General features: G+C 70.3%; 12 protein-coding genes. 6 read left to right on the forward strand and 6 right to left on the reverse strand.

What is annotated here, in order from left to right; all coding sequences use genetic code 11:
- Positions 1 to 4: 4 nt before the first annotated feature.
- Positions 5 to 3,202, reverse strand: a complete 3,198-nt coding sequence (locus CJ301_RS11540; protein ID WP_162620508.1) for an AsmA-like C-terminal region-containing protein — start codon at positions 3,200 to 3,202, stop codon at positions 5 to 7.
- Between the two features lie 157 nt (positions 3,203 to 3,359).
- On the opposite strand from CJ301_RS11540, the gene CJ301_RS11545 reads away from it, so the two are divergent.
- The 4 genes from CJ301_RS11545 to CJ301_RS11560 all read left to right on the forward strand — a co-directional run bounded on the left by CJ301_RS11545 (position 3,360) and on the right by CJ301_RS11560 (position 6,709).
- Positions 3,360 to 3,845 carry a peroxiredoxin gene (locus tag CJ301_RS11545; RefSeq protein WP_099277459.1) on the forward strand — a complete coding sequence of 162 codons (486 nt, stop codon included), beginning with the start codon at positions 3,360 to 3,362 and terminating at the stop codon, positions 3,843 to 3,845.
- Positions 3,842 to 4,669, forward strand: a complete 828-nt coding sequence (locus CJ301_RS11550; RefSeq protein ID WP_099277461.1) for a ferritin-like domain-containing protein — start codon at positions 3,842 to 3,844, stop codon at positions 4,667 to 4,669. Before CJ301_RS11545 ends, CJ301_RS11550 begins: the two co-directional genes overlap by 4 nt.
- A gap of 212 nt (positions 4,670 to 4,881) precedes the next feature.
- Entirely contained in the window at positions 4,882 to 6,210 is a 1,329-nt protein-coding gene (locus CJ301_RS11555) for a M23 family metallopeptidase (protein ID WP_099277463.1), read from the forward strand.
- Positions 6,200 to 6,709, forward strand: coding sequence for a bactofilin family protein (locus CJ301_RS11560; RefSeq protein ID WP_099277465.1), 510 nt, complete (start codon positions 6,200 to 6,202; stop codon positions 6,707 to 6,709). The genes CJ301_RS11555 and CJ301_RS11560 overlap by 11 nt, the downstream gene beginning before the upstream one ends.
- A gap of 242 nt (positions 6,710 to 6,951) precedes the next feature.
- Here the strand turns inward: CJ301_RS11560 and prfB are convergent, their stop codons facing one another.
- A complete protein-coding gene (gene prfB / locus CJ301_RS11565) occupies positions 6,952 to 8,076 on the reverse strand; it encodes a peptide chain release factor 2 (RefSeq protein WP_099277466.1) in 1,125 nt (374 codons plus the stop codon).
- 85 nt (positions 8,077 to 8,161) lie between these two features.
- Positions 8,162 to 10,684: a penicillin-binding protein 1A gene (locus CJ301_RS11570; RefSeq protein WP_162620509.1), complete on the reverse strand. Its 2,523-nt coding sequence runs from the start codon at positions 10,682 to 10,684 to the stop codon at positions 8,162 to 8,164.
- A 158-nt stretch (positions 10,685 to 10,842) separates the two neighbouring features.
- On the opposite strand from CJ301_RS11570, the gene CJ301_RS11575 reads away from it, so the two are divergent.
- Positions 10,843 to 11,511, forward strand: coding sequence for a class I SAM-dependent methyltransferase (locus CJ301_RS11575; RefSeq protein ID WP_099277557.1), 669 nt, complete (start codon positions 10,843 to 10,845; stop codon positions 11,509 to 11,511).
- Positions 11,512 to 11,577: 66 nt separating this feature from the next.
- Here CJ301_RS11575 and CJ301_RS11580 read toward each other — a convergent pair whose 3' ends face one another.
- On the reverse strand, positions 11,578 to 12,759 hold the full coding sequence (locus CJ301_RS11580) for an N-acetylmuramoyl-L-alanine amidase (protein WP_254050140.1): 1,182 nt from the start codon (positions 12,757 to 12,759) through the stop codon (positions 11,578 to 11,580).
- Between the two features lie 50 nt (positions 12,760 to 12,809).
- The gene (locus CJ301_RS11585; protein ID WP_099277470.1) at positions 12,810 to 13,970 is read right to left on the reverse strand and encodes a pyridoxal phosphate-dependent aminotransferase; all 1,161 of its coding nucleotides are present in this window, start codon (positions 13,968 to 13,970) and stop codon (positions 12,810 to 12,812) included.
- Between the two features lie 137 nt (positions 13,971 to 14,107).
- On the opposite strand from CJ301_RS11585, the gene CJ301_RS11590 reads away from it, so the two are divergent.
- Entirely contained in the window at positions 14,108 to 14,857 is a 750-nt protein-coding gene (locus CJ301_RS11590; protein WP_099277473.1) for a DsbA family protein, read from the forward strand.
- 76 nt (positions 14,858 to 14,933) lie between these two features.
- On the opposite strand, the gene CJ301_RS19245 is transcribed toward CJ301_RS11590, so the two are convergent.
- Positions 14,934 to 15,662 (reverse strand): DUF1236 domain-containing protein, encoded by a 729-nt coding sequence (locus tag CJ301_RS19245; protein WP_099277475.1) that lies wholly within the window; start codon positions 15,660 to 15,662, stop codon positions 14,934 to 14,936.
- Positions 15,663 to 15,698: the final 36 nt, after the last annotated feature.

Here is a 15,698-nt window from a genome sequence, read left to right on the forward strand (position 1 = left end):
CAGGTCATGTCGGTGGCGGGCGGCGAAAGATCTCGCGGAACATGCCCGGCGTCAGCGCGGAGAGCGGGTTGACCGAGACATCGGGGTCTTCGGGCGTGCCGCCAAGGGTGTAGTTGAAGCCGATCAGCCCCTCGCCGGGACGGGTCAGGAAGGATCCCAGCGAATTGACGAGGTAGAAGGGCGAGACGACGCCTTGGAAGGCCATGCGCCTGGAAGCGAGGCTGTAGCGCCCGTCGAGCGAAATGCCAAGACCCGGTCCGGTGGCGCTCGCGCGGGCGATGTCCAGCCGCTCGGGCGTCAGCCGGAAATCGGCGCGAATGCGGTCGAAGGCGAGGCCCTTGCCGTCGAGCTGCTGCAGCAATCCCACCACCGAGATCGCATCGAGAAGCTGCGCCATGGCGGGGGCGTCGCGCACCCTGAGCCCGGCCACGTCGATCTCGCCGCTGTAATGGCCGGGCTGCCCCTCGGGCAGCAGCGTCAGGTCGAGCGCGCCGCCCGTCGCGGTGCCGTAGAGCCCCGCCGCGCGCAGCACCGCGCCCGCATCCGGCCCGGTGATCCGCACCGCCGTGCCGTCGGTGTCGGGCACGACCAGCCCCGAGACCGGCGCATCGCCGTTGACCCGCGCGTCGAACCGGCCCGAAAAGCCGCCCCGCGTCGAGAAATCGCCCTTGAGATCGGTCAGCGCCACGGCGTCGGTCACGCGCAGCCGGTCGAGCGCGAGGGCGATCGGCCCGCCCTCCCCGCCGCCGCCCGCGCCAAAGCCCGCGCGGCGCAGATCAAGCGCGCCGCCCGTGATCTCGACCCCGACCGTCTCGCCCTGGCCCCGCCCGACGAGATCGACCGCGACATCGAGCCAGTCGGACAGGCGCAGCCGCGAAAAGCTGGCCCGCTCCAGCCCGCCGCCCGGCCGCAGGGTCAGCGCGCCGCGCGCCGAAAGCCCGCCCGCGTCGAGCGCGATCCGGTCGATATGCGGCAGATCGCCCAAGACGCCCTCGATTTCGAGCCGCCCGGTCGTGCCTTGCGCCACCGACCAGCCCAGCGCCGGGATCGAAAGGCCGATCCCCGACAGTTCGCTCGTCAGCGTGACCTGCGGCGGCGCGCCGCGCGGCAGGCGCATCGCGACGCGGGCGCGCCCGCTGCCGGTCAGGCTGCCCTCGGGCAGCGCGATGCCGAAGGTGTCGAGGAAGCGCGGCGACAGCTCCACCGTGCCCTCCAGCCGCGCCGCCCCGGCATCGGGCCCGAGCGGCTGGGTGAATCTCACATCAACGGGCAGCCCGTCGATGGTCACCGGCCCCGCCACGTCGAGCGTGCCGGACCCGGCCGTGACGGCGAGGCCGCGCGCCGCGACGCGCCGCTCCGGCACGATGGCCGTGCTCGTCCCCTCGTCGAGCCGCGCCTCGACCGACCACGCCACCTCCTCTGGCACGACCGGCCCGCCCAGCGGCAGGCCGATCTCGGCGCTGGCCCGGCCCCGCCCCTCGACGAGATCGACCGGCTGGCCCGCCTTTTGCAAAAAGCGGAACGGCGGCTGGTCGATCAGCGACAGCATCGCTGTCACCGGCCCTGCGGCCTCGATGGCGATGCGTGCATCGGGGCGCGGCCCGCCAAGTTCGGGAATGGTGAAGCTGGTGCCCGCCAGATCGACGCGCCCGCCCATCGGGGCCTCGGCGCCGCCCTGCGTCAGGCTGACCGAGAAGGCGCCGCCCCCGAGGCTGCCATGGCCCGCCGCCTGCGTGATCGCGGGCAGGCCGTCGAGCGGGCGGATCACGGCATCCTCGAAGCTCTGGGTCAGGGCGATCCGCGGTGCCTGCCCCGGCGCGCGGCGCAGGGCGGCGGTCACGTCGCGCAGCAGCGCTTGCGGGATATGCGCGGCGATCCAGCCGCGGGTGCCCGGCTTGAAGGCTTCGGGCCAATAGGCGAGCAGCCGGTCGCGGCTCAGTTTCTCACTGCGCGCATCGAGCGCCGCGCGCCAGCCTTGGGCGGTATGATCGACCCGGCCGCTGCCGTGGATGCGCGCGCCGCTTTCGGCATCGGTCGCGCCGAAGCCGCCGATCTCCAGCGCGAAGGGGGCGGGATGCAGCCGCATGTCGGCCCACAGATCGCGCAGCGCCACCAGCGCGCCGGGCCAGCCCGCCTCGATCTCGCGCAGCCAGGCCTGGCCGTGGCCTTTGATGCGGCCCAGCTCGCCGCTGGCGGCGATGCGGTCGAAGGCGATGCGATCGTCCTCGGGGTCGAAGCGCAGCGCCAGCTCGGCCTCGTCGAAGCGCAAGGGCTCCGCCCCGCCCCCCGGCGCCAGCGCGCCCGCCGCGATGCGCAGCCGCGCGCTGAACGGCCCCGGCGCGCCATCCGCGCCGATCCGGCCGCGCAGCCGGGCCGAAAGCGGCGCGTCGAGCGCCGACAGGAAGCTCAGCGCCGGGTGCTGGCCGGCGATGTCGCGGCTCGCCACGCGCGCGATGTCGAGCCGCAGCCCGGCGGTCTCCTCCCCGGGCCTCCGGTCGTAGCCCAGCGCAAGCTCCGTGGCCGTGCCATGGTCCGAGCGCAGCGACATGCGCCCGGTCAGGCGGATGCCATCGCGCAGATCGAGCGCGAGATCCCCCTCTTCGCCGCGCCAGCTGCGCCCGGCGCGGGCATCGTCGTAGCGCAGCGACAGATCCGGCAGCGCGACCCGCTCCAGCGCCCGAAGCGCGGGCCGGTCGAGCACCGCCTCGATCCGGGCCAGCACACCGGCCAGCCCCGCGGCACCGGCATCCGGCCTCGGCGCGGGCATCGGCTCGGCCCGCTCGAAGCGCAGATCGACCCGGCCCGTGGCATCGCGGGCCAGCCCGATCTCGGCGCCGCGCAGCACCACCTGCTGCGCCAGCGCCGCGCGCTCGAACAAGAGCGCCCGCGGGCTCAGCACCGCCTCGGCCTCGGGCACCCGCGCCAGAACCGCGCCCTGCGCATCGCGCAGCACCGCATCCTGAAGCGTCACGCGCGGATGCAGGTCTCGGCCCATCCCGACGGTGATCTCGCCGAACGCCACCGTCCCGCCCGCGAGGCTCTCGGCCGCGCGCGCCTCGATCCGCGCCCGGGCCCAGCCCGGCACATCGACATCCAGCGAAGGGACGAAGAGCGCGAGCGCCGCGAGCAGGGCCAATGGCAGCATCGCCACCGACAGCGCCAGCCCGAGGGCCGAGCCCAGCCCGCGCCGCAGCGTCCCCACCGGCCCGCGGCCGCGCGGGGCCTGCGAAGCTGCGTGTCGTGACCTGATCGAATGCATCGGCAAGACAGGCCATGGCCCCTTGATTTCATCACCCGCAGCGTAGATGCCTGAGGCCCCGAGGGCCACCATCGCCCGATCACGCAAGCGAGGATGCGCCATGAGCGACACGATGCCGTCCGCCCGGCCCGAGCCGGGCCAGCCCGCCCCCGATTTCGCCCTGCCGCGCGACGGCGGGGAGGAGGTGCGGCTCTCGGCGCATCTGGGCGCGCCCGTGGTGCTCTATTTCTACCCGCGCGACGACACCTTGGGCTGCACGCGCGAGGCGCAGGGCTTCACCGAGCTCGGCTCGGAGTTCGAGCTTCTGGGCGCGCGGGTGCTCGGCGTGTCGAAGGACACGGTGGCGAAGCACGAGAAGTTCCGCGACAAGTACGGGCTGCGCGTGGCGCTCCTGTCGGATGCCGAGAGCGACGTCTGCGAGCGCTACGGCGTCTGGGTCGAGAAGAAGATGTATGGCAAGACCTTCATGGGGATCGCGCGCAGCACCTTCCTGATCGACGCGCAGGGCCGCATCGCGCGGGTCTGGCCCAAGGTGAAGGTCGACGGCCATGCCGAGGAGGTTCTCGACGCGGTGCGCGCGCTGTGAGCCGGACGCTGACCGAGCTGGCGGTCGAGGTGCTCGGCACCGCCGACGGGCGCGAGAAGACCGCGCGCAGCCATGCCGCCGCGAAGCTCTGGCGCGACAGCCGCGCCGCCGGCGCGCCGCTCGAGATCGGCGCGGCCACGCCGCCCGACCGGCCCGCGCGCCCCGCCCGCCCCGAGCTTCTGGCCCCGCGCGAGATGCCCAAGCGCCGCCCCGGCTCCGAGCATGGGCGGATCGCGCTGATCCACGCCGTCGCGCATATCGAGCTCAACGCGGTGGATCTGCACTGGGACGCGGTGGCGCGCTTTGCCGAGACGCCGCTGCCCTTGGGCTATTTCGACGACTGGGTGCAGGCGGCGGATGAGGAATCCAAGCATTTCAACCTGCTGTGCGACAGGCTCGAAGCATTGGGGAGCCATTACGGCGCCCTGCCCGCGCATGAGGGCATGTGGCGCGCCGCCGAGGACACGGCGCAGGACCTGCTGGCGCGGCTCGCCGTGGTGCCGATGGTGCTCGAGGCGCGCGGGCTCGACGTGACGCCGGGGATGATCGAGATCTTTCGCAAGGCGAACGACACCGAGACCGTCGCCGCGCTGGAGATCATCTATGCCGAGGAGGTGCATCACGTCTCCTACGGCTCGAAGTGGTTTCATTTCCTGTGCGGGCGCCACGATCTCGACCCGGCCCCGGTGTTCCGCGATCTGGTGCGCCGGCATTTCCATGCCAGCCTCAAGCCACCCTTCAACGAGGAAAAGCGCGCCGAGGCCGGAATCCCGCCCGATTTCTACTGGCCGCTGGCCGAGGAGACCGCGCCGAAGCGCGGCTGAGGCGCGCGCATCACAGCGGCGTGGCGCATCGGCAACAGCTCGGAAAGAGCGGCACCGGTCGGCAATATCCCGCCGTTTCCGCCCCCGCTTTGCCGGGCTTTCGCCCCATCGCGGCCAAAGCTGTTGCGACACCGCCGGACCGCCGGTAACACCTCAGCCGCGGCACTCTCGAAAAAGAGAGGCTGTGACCGGGACAACACGGGGACGGACGGGTGCGGACAAGACTGGCACAGAAACTTCACGCGGCGCTGGAGCGCCGGTTTCCCGAACGGCGGCTGTTTCTGCGCTCGGACACCGAAACCCGGTTCATCCGGCTGCACCCCTCGACCCAGCTTCTGGCCTGGAGCGGCGTGACGCTGGTGGTGGGCTGGACCATCACCGCCACCGCGATCCTGCTGATGGATTCGATCGGCTCGGGCAATTTCCGCGCCCAGGCGCAGCGCGACCAGATGATCTATGAAGAGCGGCTCAACGCGCTGTCGACCGAGCGCGACCTGCGCGCCGCCGAGGCCGCCGCCGCGCAGGAGCGCTTCTCGACCGCGCTGGCGCAGATCTCGACCATGCAAAGCGAGCTGCTCGCCTCCGAGGACCGCCGCCGCGAGATGGAGACCGGGCTCGAGGTGGTGCAGGCCGCGCTGCGCCGCACCATGCTGGAGCGCGAGACCGCGCGCGAGGCGGCCGAGGCGCTCGAAGTGGCGCTGGCCGAGGGCGGCGCGCTTCCGGGCGGTGCCGACGCGGCCTCGGTCGAGGGCACGCTCGACATCCTCTCGGACGCGCTGGCCGACACGGCCCAGGAGCGCGACCGCATCGCCGAGGATGCCGAGCTTGCCTTCGAGCAGGCCAACGAGATGCAGCTCGAATTGCGGCTGATGACCGAGCGCAACGACGAGATCTTCCGCCAGCTCGAAGAGGCGATGACCGTCTCGGTCGAACCTCTGGGCGAGATGTTCCGCGCCGCAGGCATGGACCCCGACGCGATGATCTCCAAGGTCCGCAAGGGCTATAGCGGCATCGGCGGCGGCGCGCTGACGCCGATCCAGTTCTCGACCATGGGCGCACATGCGGGCCATGCGAACGAGAATGCCGAGCGCGCCAATGCGCTTCTGGGCAAGATGGACGAGATCAACCTCTACCGCATCGCCGCCTCCAAGGCGCCCTTCGCCCAGCCGGTGAAGGCCAAGTTCCGCTTCACCTCGGGCTTCGGCCAGCGCTGGGGCCGGCTGCATGCGGGCACCGATTTCGCCGCTCCGATCGGCACCCCGGTCTATTCCACCGCCGATGGCGTGGTGGTCAGCGCGGGCTGGGCCTCGGGCTATGGCCGGCTGATCAAGATCCAGCACGAATTCGGGATCGAGACCCGTTACGCACATCTCAACAAGATCCGGGTCAAGGTCGGCCAAAGGGTATCGCGCGGCGAGCGGATCGGTGATATGGGCAACTCCGGACGATCGACCGGGCCCCACCTCCATTACGAGGTGCGCGTCGGTGGGACTCCCGTCAATCCCATGACCTACATACGAGCTGGAAAAGATGTTTTCTAAAAGCAAGATCAACGAGCCCGGACCCAGGACAGCCGAAGGGACGCCCACCATGGACGCAACCACCAAGCCCGCGCAGCCCCAGGGATCGCAGGACTACCGCCCTGCCGCCCCCAAGGCCAAGCCGCCGGCCTCGGTGCTTTCGGCCGACCTGCACATCAAGGGCGACATCAAGACCACCGGCGACATCCAGGTCGAGGGCCAGATCGAGGGCGACATCCGCGCCCATCTGCTGACCGTCGGCGAAGGCGCCACGGTGCGCGGCGAGCTGATGGCCGATGACGTGGTGATCAATGGCCGCATCGTCGGCCGGGTGCGCGGCCTCAAGGTCCGCCTCACCTCGACCGCCCGCGTCGAGGGCGACATCATCCACAAGACCATCGCGATCGAGAGCGGCGCGCATTTCGAAGGCTCGGTGCAGCGTCAGGAAGACCCGCTCAACACCACCGGCGCGCCCAAGCCGCTGCCCAAGCCCTCGGTCGCCGAAGGCGGTCACGACTGACCCCCGGCCATCGGGATCGACAGGCAAGGGGCGCTCCGGGAGACCGGGGCGCCCCTTTCGCATGAGCGCGGCAGGGGTTACGGGTGCGAGCCGACGCGGCCCAGATGGGTGTCGGCGAAGCCACGGCGCGACTTCAACGACGCGACTTCAGCCCACAGCCCCCCGGTCGCCCCCGGCATGACCCAGCCAGAGCGCGCCCAAAGCCGCTAGGAGCGGCATTCCAGGGACCAGACCCGCGCCGATCAGTCCTCGGCCGAGGCCTCGGCGCGGCTCTTGCCGGAGACCTGGCCCGCCAGCGTCGCGGCCATGAAGCCGTCGAGATCGCCGTCGAGCACGCCTTGGGTGTCGGAGGTCTCGTGGCCGGTGCGCAGGTCCTTCACCATCTGGTAGGGCTGCAGCACGTAGGAGCGGATCTGGTTGCCCCAGCCCGCGTCGCCCTTGGCGTCGTGCTGGGCGTTGATCTCGGCGTTGCGGCGGTCGAGCTCCATCTGGTAGAGCCGCGATTTCAGCGCCTTCATCGCGATGTCGCGGTTCTGGTGCTGCGACTTCTCCGAGCTCGTCACCACGATGCCGGTCGGCAGGTGGGTGATCCGCACCGCCGAGTCGGTGGTGTTGACGTGCTGGCCGCCCGCGCCCGAGGAGCGGTAGGTGTCGAGCCGGATGTCGGAGGGATTCACCTCGATCTCGATATTGTCGTCGACCACCGGGTAGACCCAGACGCTCGCGAAGGAGGTCTCGCGCGTGCCCTTGCCGAAGGGCGAGATGCGCACGAGCCGGTGCACGCCCGATTCCGATTTCAGCCAGCCATAGGCGTTGGGGCCCGAGATCTTGTAGGCGACGGACTTGATCCCCGCCTCGCCGCCCGCTTCCTCGGACTGCATCTCGACCTCGTAGCCGCGCTTTTCGGCCCAGCGCACATACATGCGCTGCAGCATCTGCGCCCAGTCGCAGGCCTCGGTGCCGCCCGCGCCGGCGTTGATTTCGAGGAAGGTGTCGTTGCCGTCGGCCTCGCCGTCGAGCAGCGCTTCGAGTTCCTTGGAGGCGGCGCTTTCGCGCAGCGCCTTCAGCGCGGCCTCGGCCTCGGCGACGATCTCCTCGTCGCCCTCCATCTCGCCCATCTCGATCAGCTCGGCATTGTCGGCCAGCGCCTGGGCGATCTGGTCATAGGTGCCCATCTTGTCGAGCAGCGCCTGGCGCTCGCGCATCAGCTTCTGCGCCGCGGCCGGATCGTCCCACAGGGTCGGGTCCTCGACCCGCGCGTCGAACTCCTCGAGCCGGTGCGCGGCCGTCTCGCGGTCCATGCGCTTGGCGAGCAGGCCGAGCGACTTTTCGATGGCGGCGATGTTGGCTTGCGTCTCTGCGCGCATGATCGGTCCCCTGGCTGGCGATGGGCGTTGGATTGAGGGGCGTGATACCGCGCCCCGCGCGCCCCGGCAAGCGAGGCGCGCGCGCTCAGTAGAGACCGCCCGAGGAGAGCGTGCCGAAGCTCGCCTTGGGGCCGACGGTGGCGGTGTTGCCGGTCGAGGTCTTGACCTTCTTGGTGGGCTTGCTGCCGCCCGCCTCCTCGTAGAGCGGCAGGTCGCCCGACATCTTGAAGCCGCCATCGAAGGTCACGCCGAAGAGCGGCTCCTCGCCGATGCGGAAGCATTCGGAGATCACGTTGGCGCCCGAGGCGCCGTCGGGCAGACGCGCGCCGGAGTAGCGGTCGATCTTGATGAACTGGCATTCCTCGGGGACCGGGAAATCGGTGCCGCCGAAGCGATCGATCGCGCTGCGCATGAATTGCTCGAACACCGGGCCGCAGATGCCGCCGCCCGAAGCGCCCGAGCCCAGAGAGCGCGGGTTGTCGTAGCCGATGTAGCAGCCCGCGACGATGTTCGAGGAAAAGCCCACGAACCACACGTCCTTGGCATCGTTGGTGGTGCCGGTCTTGCCGGCGATCGGCACCGGCAGGTTGATGCCGCGCGCGGTGCCGCGCTCGACCACGCCCTGCATCATCGAGGTGAGCTGGTAGGCGGTGACGGCGTTCATGATCCGCTCGCGGTTCGACTGGATGGTCGGCACCTCGCCCGCGGGCAGCGCCGCGAGGGAGCAATCGACGCAGTTGCGCTGGTCGTGGCGGTAGATGGTGTTGCCGTAGCGGTCCTGCACCCGGTCCACCAGCGTCGGCTCGACCCGCTCGCCGCCATTGGCGAACATGGCGTAGGCGGCGACCATCTGGAACAGCGTCGTCTCCTGCGCGCCCAGCGCGTTCGACAGGTAGGGCCCGAGATCGTCATAGACGCCGAAGCGCTCGCCATATTCGGCGACCACATCCATGCCGACCTCCTGCGCGAGGCGGATCGTCATGATGTTGCGCGACCGCTCGATGCCGGTGCGGAGCGGCGTCGGGCCATAGAAGCGGTTCGAGGCGTTCTGCGGCCGCCACATGCCCTGCGGCGTGTTGATCTCGATCGGGGCGTCGACGATGATCGTCGCCGGCGTATAGCCGCTGTCGAGTGCTGCAGCATAGACGAAGGGCTTGAAGGACGAGCCGGGCTGGCGCTGCGCCTGGGTGGCGCGGTTGAACACCGAATCCTGGTAGGAGAAGCCGCCCTGCATCGCCAGAACGCGGCCGGTGTTGACGTCCATCGCCATGAAGCCGCCCTGCACCTTGGGCGTCTGGCGCAGGGTCCAGCGGATGAAATCGCCGCCCTCATCGGTGATCATCCGGCGCACCAGCACCACGTCGCCGCGCTCGAAATTGTCGTGGAAGCTGCCGCGCATCCAGGCGATGTCCTCGCGCGGGACGACATGCGGCTCGGTGCCGTCATCGGCCAGCCCCTCGATCCCGAGGCGCATCTGGCTGTCGCCGATCTCCATCACCACCGCCGGGCGCCAGCGGCTCTCCAGCGTCACGTCGCGCGGCACGTCGACCTCCGACAGCGCCTTGCGCCAGGCGATCTCGTCATCCAGCGTCTCGACGGGGATGGTCTTGCCGGTGCCGTGCCAGCGCCCGAGGCCGCGATCATAGCGCTCCAGCGCGCGTTGCAGCGCATGGGCGGCCTCGATCTGAAGCTCGCCGTCGAGCGTGGCGCGAATCGACAACCCGCCGCCGAAGAACTCGTCCTCGCCGAACTCGGCCGAAAGCTGGCGGCGCACCTCGTCGGTGAAGTAGTCGCGCGGCGGCAGCGCGGCGCGGAAGCTCTCGATATCGCCCGACTGCACCGTGTCGAGCGTGCGGCCGCGCGCCTCCTCATAGGTGGCGCGGTCGATATAGCCATCCTCCCACATGCGGCGCAGCACGTAGTTGCGGCGGTTCACCGCGTCGGCGTATTCGCGCACCGGGTGCAGCGTGCCGGGGCGCTGCGGCAGCGCCGCGAGATAGGCGGCCTCGCCCGGCTCCAGCGCGCTCAGCGGCTTGTTGAAATAGGTCTGCGCGGCGGCGGTGACGCCGTAGGAGTTCTGCCCGAGGAAGATCTCGTTGAGATAGAGCTCGAGAATCCGCTCCTTGTCCATCGCGCCCTCGATGCGCACGGCGAGGATCAGTTCCTTGATCTTGCGTTCCAGCGTGCGCGAGCCGTCGAGCAGGAAGTTCTTCATCACCTGCTGGGTGATGGTCGAGGCGCCACGGATGTCCTCGCCGCGCGAGCGCACCGCCTCGACCCCGGCGGCGAGGATGCCTTTGATGTCGAAGCCGGAATGGACGTAGAAATTCTGGTCCTCGGCCGAGACGAAGGCGTGCTTGACCAGCTCGGGGATTTCCTCGGCCGGGGTGAAGAGCCGCCGCTCGGAGGCGAATTCGTCGAGGATCTCGCCCTCGCCGTCATAGACCCGGCTGATGGTGGGCGGCGTGTATTGCGCCAATGTCTCGTAGCTCGGCAGATCGCGGCCATAGACATAGAAGATCGCGCCGAGCGTCAGCGCCCCCATGGCGAGGCCGAGGGTCAGCATCGAGAAGATGCCGCCAAAGAAGGACATGATGAAGCGCAGCACGATATTTCTCCGGGAGGAATGGGGTGGCTTATAGGCAAGCCCCCGCCCCGGGTCAAAAGCACAGGGCTTGAAATCGGCGGCAAAACGCCCGAAAGCAGGGTCACGCTTTGGCGAGGGGATTGCGCTCTCGGCAGATGGGACCCAAAAGGGCGTACATGATGGCAACCGAAACCTCTTCCCCCCGCCGCGCCACGCCTGATGACGTGATCGCGACCTATGACGCCGTCGGCCCCGAATGGGCCAAGGCGCGCGATCGCCGCCTGATCGAGCGGCGCTGGGTCGACCGGATGCTGGCCGCGGCGCCGCGCAATGGTGGCCGCCGCCGCGTGCTCGACTTGGGCTGCGGCACCGGCGCGCCGATCGCGCAATACATCGCCGATCGCGGCGCCGAGGTGACCGGCGTCGATGCGAGCCGGGTGATGCTGGGCATGTTCCAGAAGAACATGCCGCGCGCGCGCGCCTTTCATCACGACATGCGCGGGCTGCGCCTGTCGGAGAAGTTCGACGCGATCCTGGCCTGGGACAGCTTCTTCCACCTTTCGGCCCCCGACCAGCAGGCGATGTTCCCGACCTTCACCGAGCATGCCGCGCCGGGCTGCGCGCTGATGTTCACCTCCGGCCCCTCGGCCGGGACCGCCATCGGCGAGGTGGCCGGCAAGCCGATCTTCCACGAAAGCCTCAGCCCCAAGACCTACAAGGGTCTTCTGGAGATGCACGGCTTCATGCCGCTGGCCTTCATCCCCGAAGACCCCGATTGCGGCATGCATTCGGTCTGGCTGGCGCGTTTCGACGGTGTGCCGCGCGAGGACGGCTCCAAGAAGGGCTGAGCCGCCCGGCCGCCTCTGCTTTCCTTCGAAGGGCCCCGCGCATCCTTGCGCGGGGCCCTTCGCGCCTCAGCGCCGCCTGAGCGGCGCGCGCGCCGCCTCTTCCGCGGACCACGCCTGTATCCCCGCGACGAGGCCCGAGACGATGCGCGCGCGCTGCACGGGATCGATCAACCGCGCGCGGTCGCCCGCGTTGGACAAGAACCCCACCTCGACCAGCACGGAGGGAAAATCGGCGGCGTTGAGCACCGCCAGCGGCGCGCTGCGGCGCGGCCGGGTGTTGAGATGCGCCCCCGCCTCGCGCAGCGCCGCCACCAGCGCGCTTGCCAGCCGCGCGCTTTGCGGCGCGGTGTCGAGCCGGGCCAGGTCCATCAGCGCCGTCGCGACCCGGTCGTCCTGCCGGCTGAGATCGAGCCCCGACAGCAGATCGCCCCTCTGGTGCCGCTCGACCATCCGGCTCGATGCGGCATCCTGCGCCTCGTCCGACAGGGTATAGACCGACCCGCCCGAGGCCTCGTCCTCCTCCAGCGCATCCGCGTGCAGCGACAAGAGCAGCCCCGCGCCCGCGGCGCGGGCGATGGTCATCCGCTCGGAGAGCGACACGAAGGCGTCGTCGTCGCGGGTCAGCACGGCGCGCATGGTGCCGGTGCGGTTGATCGCCTCGGCCGTCTCGCGCGCCAGCCGCAGCATCAGATCGGCCTCGATCAGCCCTTCGCGCATGGCGCCGGGATCGACGCCGCCATGGCCCGCATCCACCGCCACCACGAGCGGGCCCTGCGCCGCCCGTTCGGGCGCTGCCAGCACCTCGCCCGCCGGGTCCTGCGTTCGGGCGCGGGCGGCGAACTCCTCCGCCGTCACCGCCCCCAGCGCCACGCGCAGCCGCGCGGCGCCTGCGGAGGTGGTGCGCATTTCGGCGCTGTCGATGCCGAGCGGCTCGGCCAGATCGAGCACGAGGCGCGACCAGCCCGGCCGCCCGCGCCCGAGCCGCAGCGCGGTGGCGCGCTCGCCCGAGAGCAGCGCGGCCGGATCGGCCCCGCTCCAGTCGGCCTCGGCGAAATCGAGCACGAGGCGGCGCGGCGCGTCGAGGGTAAAGATGCGCCACGGCACCGGCTGGCTCAGCGCGAGATCGATCTCGACGCCCTTCCGGCTGTCCTCGATCCGGCTTTTCGCGGGATCGAGCCGCGCCAGCCCCGAGAACTCCTGCGCCTGAAGCGGCGCGGCCAGCAGCAGCGCGAGCCCGATCCCTTTCATCTTTCTCCAAATACGCATACCCGGCCTGCCCCGTGCGCCGCGCCGGGGCCTCATGCGGCGCCCGTCTCCGCATGGCCGCGCGCCGCCATGAAGCGGGTCAGACGCTCCAACCCCTCCTCGATATCGGCGGTGGAGCGGGCGTAGGAGAAGCGAATCCAGCGATGCCCCTCGGCGGGGTCGAAATCGAGCCCCGGCGTCACCGCCACGCCCGCCTCTTCGAGGATCTCGGCGGCGAAGGCGCGGCTGTCATCGGTGAAGGCCGAAACATCGGCATAGACGTAGAAGGCGCCGTCGGGCGGCGCGAAGCGGGTGAAGCCCGCCCTTGGCAGCCGCTCCAGCATCAGGCGGCGGTTGGCGGCGTAGACGGCGGCGTTGGCCTCCAACTCCCCGGTCGCGTCCATGGCGTGCAGGGCGAGGCGCTGGGAAGCGTGCGAGGTGCAGATGAACATGTTCTGCGCGATCCGCTCGATGCCGCGCACGTGTTCGGGCGGCACGATCAGCCAGCCGACGCGCCAGCCGGTCATCGAGAAATACTTGGAGAACGACCCGATCACATGGGTTTCGTCCGTGACCTCCAGCGCCGAGGTGCCGCGTCCGCCGATGCCGTGATAGATTTCGTCCGAAATGAGCGCCGCATCGCGCGCGGCACAGGCCTCGGCCAGCGCCGCGATCCCATCCTTGTCTAGCATGGTGCCCGCCGGGTTCGAGGGCGAGGCCAGCACCAGCCCGTCGAGCGCATGCGCCTCGACGTCGCCCGGCACCGGCTGCATCCGGTTTTCGAGCCGGGTGGCGATGTCGATCGGCGCCATGTCGAGCGCCTTGAGGATCTGGCGGTAGGAGGGGTAGCAGGGCGCGCCCAAGCCCACCCGCGCGCCGGTGTCGAAGAGCTGGGTGAAGCTCAGAAGGAACGCTCCCGACGCGCCTGAGGTGACGACGACGCGGGCCGGGTCGAGATCGACGTTGTACCATTCGCCGTAATGCCGCGCGATGCGCGCGCGCAGCTCCGGCAGGCCGAGCGCCACGGTGTAGCCCATCGGCCCCGTCGCCATCTCGCGCGCCACCTTCTCGACCGCCTCGCGCGGCGCGCCGGTGCCGGGCTGGCCGACCTCCATGTGGATGATGTGCCGGCCCGCCGCCTCGGCCTGCCGGGCCGCCTCCATCACATCCATCACGATGAAGGGATCGACCTCGCCGCGCCTTGAGTTCCGCATGACAGTCTCCCTAAGCTTTGGCGCGGTTGTGCCAATCCCGCGCCCCCGCCGTCAATGGGCCGGCTTCATGGTGCGGGAACTTGGCAGGCGGGCGGCGATGTGGTCTGCACGATCCCGACACGATGAAAGGACATCCCATGCTGCGCAGCCTTATCCGCGCCCTGCCCGTCACCCTGGCGCTTGCCGGTCCTGCCGCCGCCCTCGATCTCGACGCGATGAGCGAGGGCGAGCGCGAGGCCTTCGGCGCGCAGGTGCGCGCTTACCTTCTGGAGAACCCGGAGGTGCTGATGGAGGCGATCGCCGTGCTCGACCAGCGGCAGGCCGAGGCCGCGGCGCAGGGCGACAGCGCGATGATCGCCGCCTATTCGGACGCGCTGTTCGACTACGAGGGCGACTGGCAGGGCGGCAACCCGGATGGCGACATCACCGTGGTCGAGTTCATGGATTACAAGTGCGGCTATTGCCGCCGCGCCTTTCCCGAGGTCGAGGAGCTGGTCGAGAGCGACGGTAACATCCGCTACATCCTCAAGGAATTCCCGATCCTTGGCGAGCAGTCGCTGATGGCGTCGCAATTCGCGCTGGCGGTGCGGGCGCTGGAGGGCGACGCGGCCTACAAGCAGGCGCATAACGCGCTGATGACGATGCGCTCGGACGTGACCGAGGAGTCGCTCAAGGCGCTGGCCGACAGCCTCGACGCCGATTTCGAGGCGGTGCAGCAGGAGATGGAGAGCCCCGAGGTGGCGCGCGTCATCGCCGAGAACCGGCAGCTGGCGCAGGCGATGCAGGTTTCGGGCACGCCGAGCTTCGTGATGGGCGAGCAGATGCTGCGCGGCTATGTGCCGCTGGCGCAGATGCGCGAGATCGTGTCGGCCGAGCGCGGCGAGTGATCGCGCTTCCAGCCGGTGACATGGGTGAAAGGGCGGCCTTCGGGCCGCCCTTTCCTCATGGCTTGCCGCTCGGCGATCAGCGGATGATGTGGACGATGCGGCGCTCCTGCGGCTCGACCACGACCGGGGTGCCGTTGAGATAGAGGTAGCTGTATTCGGCTTCCGGCACCGGGGTCAGCTCGACCTCGGCGGGCACGGTGGCGCCGACCACGACCTCGCCGCCGAGCACGACCGGCTCGACCGGGTTCTCGCGGACATAGGTGATGGTCTCGTCATTCGGCGTGGCTGCATCGCCGGCCAGGGCACCGAGCGCCGCGGCGCCGAGGACGCCGACCGGACCGGCGGCGAGTGCCGCGGCACCGGCGGCGGCAGCCCCCGCCCCGGCGGCGGTGGCGGCGGCATTGTTGGCCGAGTTGTCATAGGTGACGGTCTCGATCTCGAGCTCGGCGCGGTTGTCGATCACCACGACCGGCTCTTCGGCTTCGGCCATCTCGACGGTCAGGTAATCGCCATAGGCCCAGCCGGTGGTGCCGTCGAGCGTCACGCGGCACCAGTTGGCCTCTTCGAGGCAGCCCTCGACCGTTACCTCGCCATCGGCGGGGATCACGTCGACGATCTCCATCTCGGGGCCGGGGCCGGCGCGCAGGTTCAGCTCGGTCGCGGCGGTGGCGGTGGTGCCCGCCATCGCGGTTTCGGCATTGGCGGTGGTTTCGGCCGTCGTTTCCGTGGTCGCGGTCTGCGCGAAGGCCGGCATCGCGGCCACGAGGGCGGCGGCGGTCGTCATCAGGAGCGATTGCTTGGTCATCTGTCGTACTCTTGTCCAATGGGGCGCCGCTTGGGC

Source organism: Limimaricola cinnabarinus (assembly GCF_002723615.1).
Taxonomy (GTDB): Bacteria; Pseudomonadota; Alphaproteobacteria; order Rhodobacterales; family Rhodobacteraceae; genus Limimaricola; species Limimaricola cinnabarinus_B.

Excerpts from the sequence above, each read along its gene's own strand:
- prfB (WP_099277466.1), bottom strand. The coding sequence starts at position 8,076 with ATGCGCGCAGAGACGCAAGCCAACATCGCCGCCATCGAAAAGTCGCTC.
- CJ301_RS19245 (WP_099277475.1), bottom strand. The coding sequence starts at position 15,662 with ATGACCAAGCAATCGCTCCTGATGACGACCGCCGCCGCCCTCGTGGCC.
- CJ301_RS11560 (WP_099277465.1), top strand. The coding sequence starts at position 6,200 with ATGTTTTCTAAAAGCAAGATCAACGAGCCCGGACCCAGGACAGCCGAA.
- CJ301_RS11585 (WP_099277470.1), bottom strand. The coding sequence starts at position 13,970 with ATGCGGAACTCAAGGCGCGGCGAGGTCGATCCCTTCATCGTGATGGAT.
- CJ301_RS11575 (WP_099277557.1), top strand. The coding sequence starts at position 10,843 with ATGGCAACCGAAACCTCTTCCCCCCGCCGCGCCACGCCTGATGACGTG.
- CJ301_RS11580 (WP_254050140.1), bottom strand. The coding sequence starts at position 12,759 with ATGAAAGGGATCGGGCTCGCGCTGCTGCTGGCCGCGCCGCTTCAGGCG.
- CJ301_RS11545 (WP_099277459.1), top strand. The coding sequence starts at position 3,360 with ATGAGCGACACGATGCCGTCCGCCCGGCCCGAGCCGGGCCAGCCCGCC.
- CJ301_RS11590 (WP_099277473.1), top strand. The coding sequence starts at position 14,108 with ATGCTGCGCAGCCTTATCCGCGCCCTGCCCGTCACCCTGGCGCTTGCC.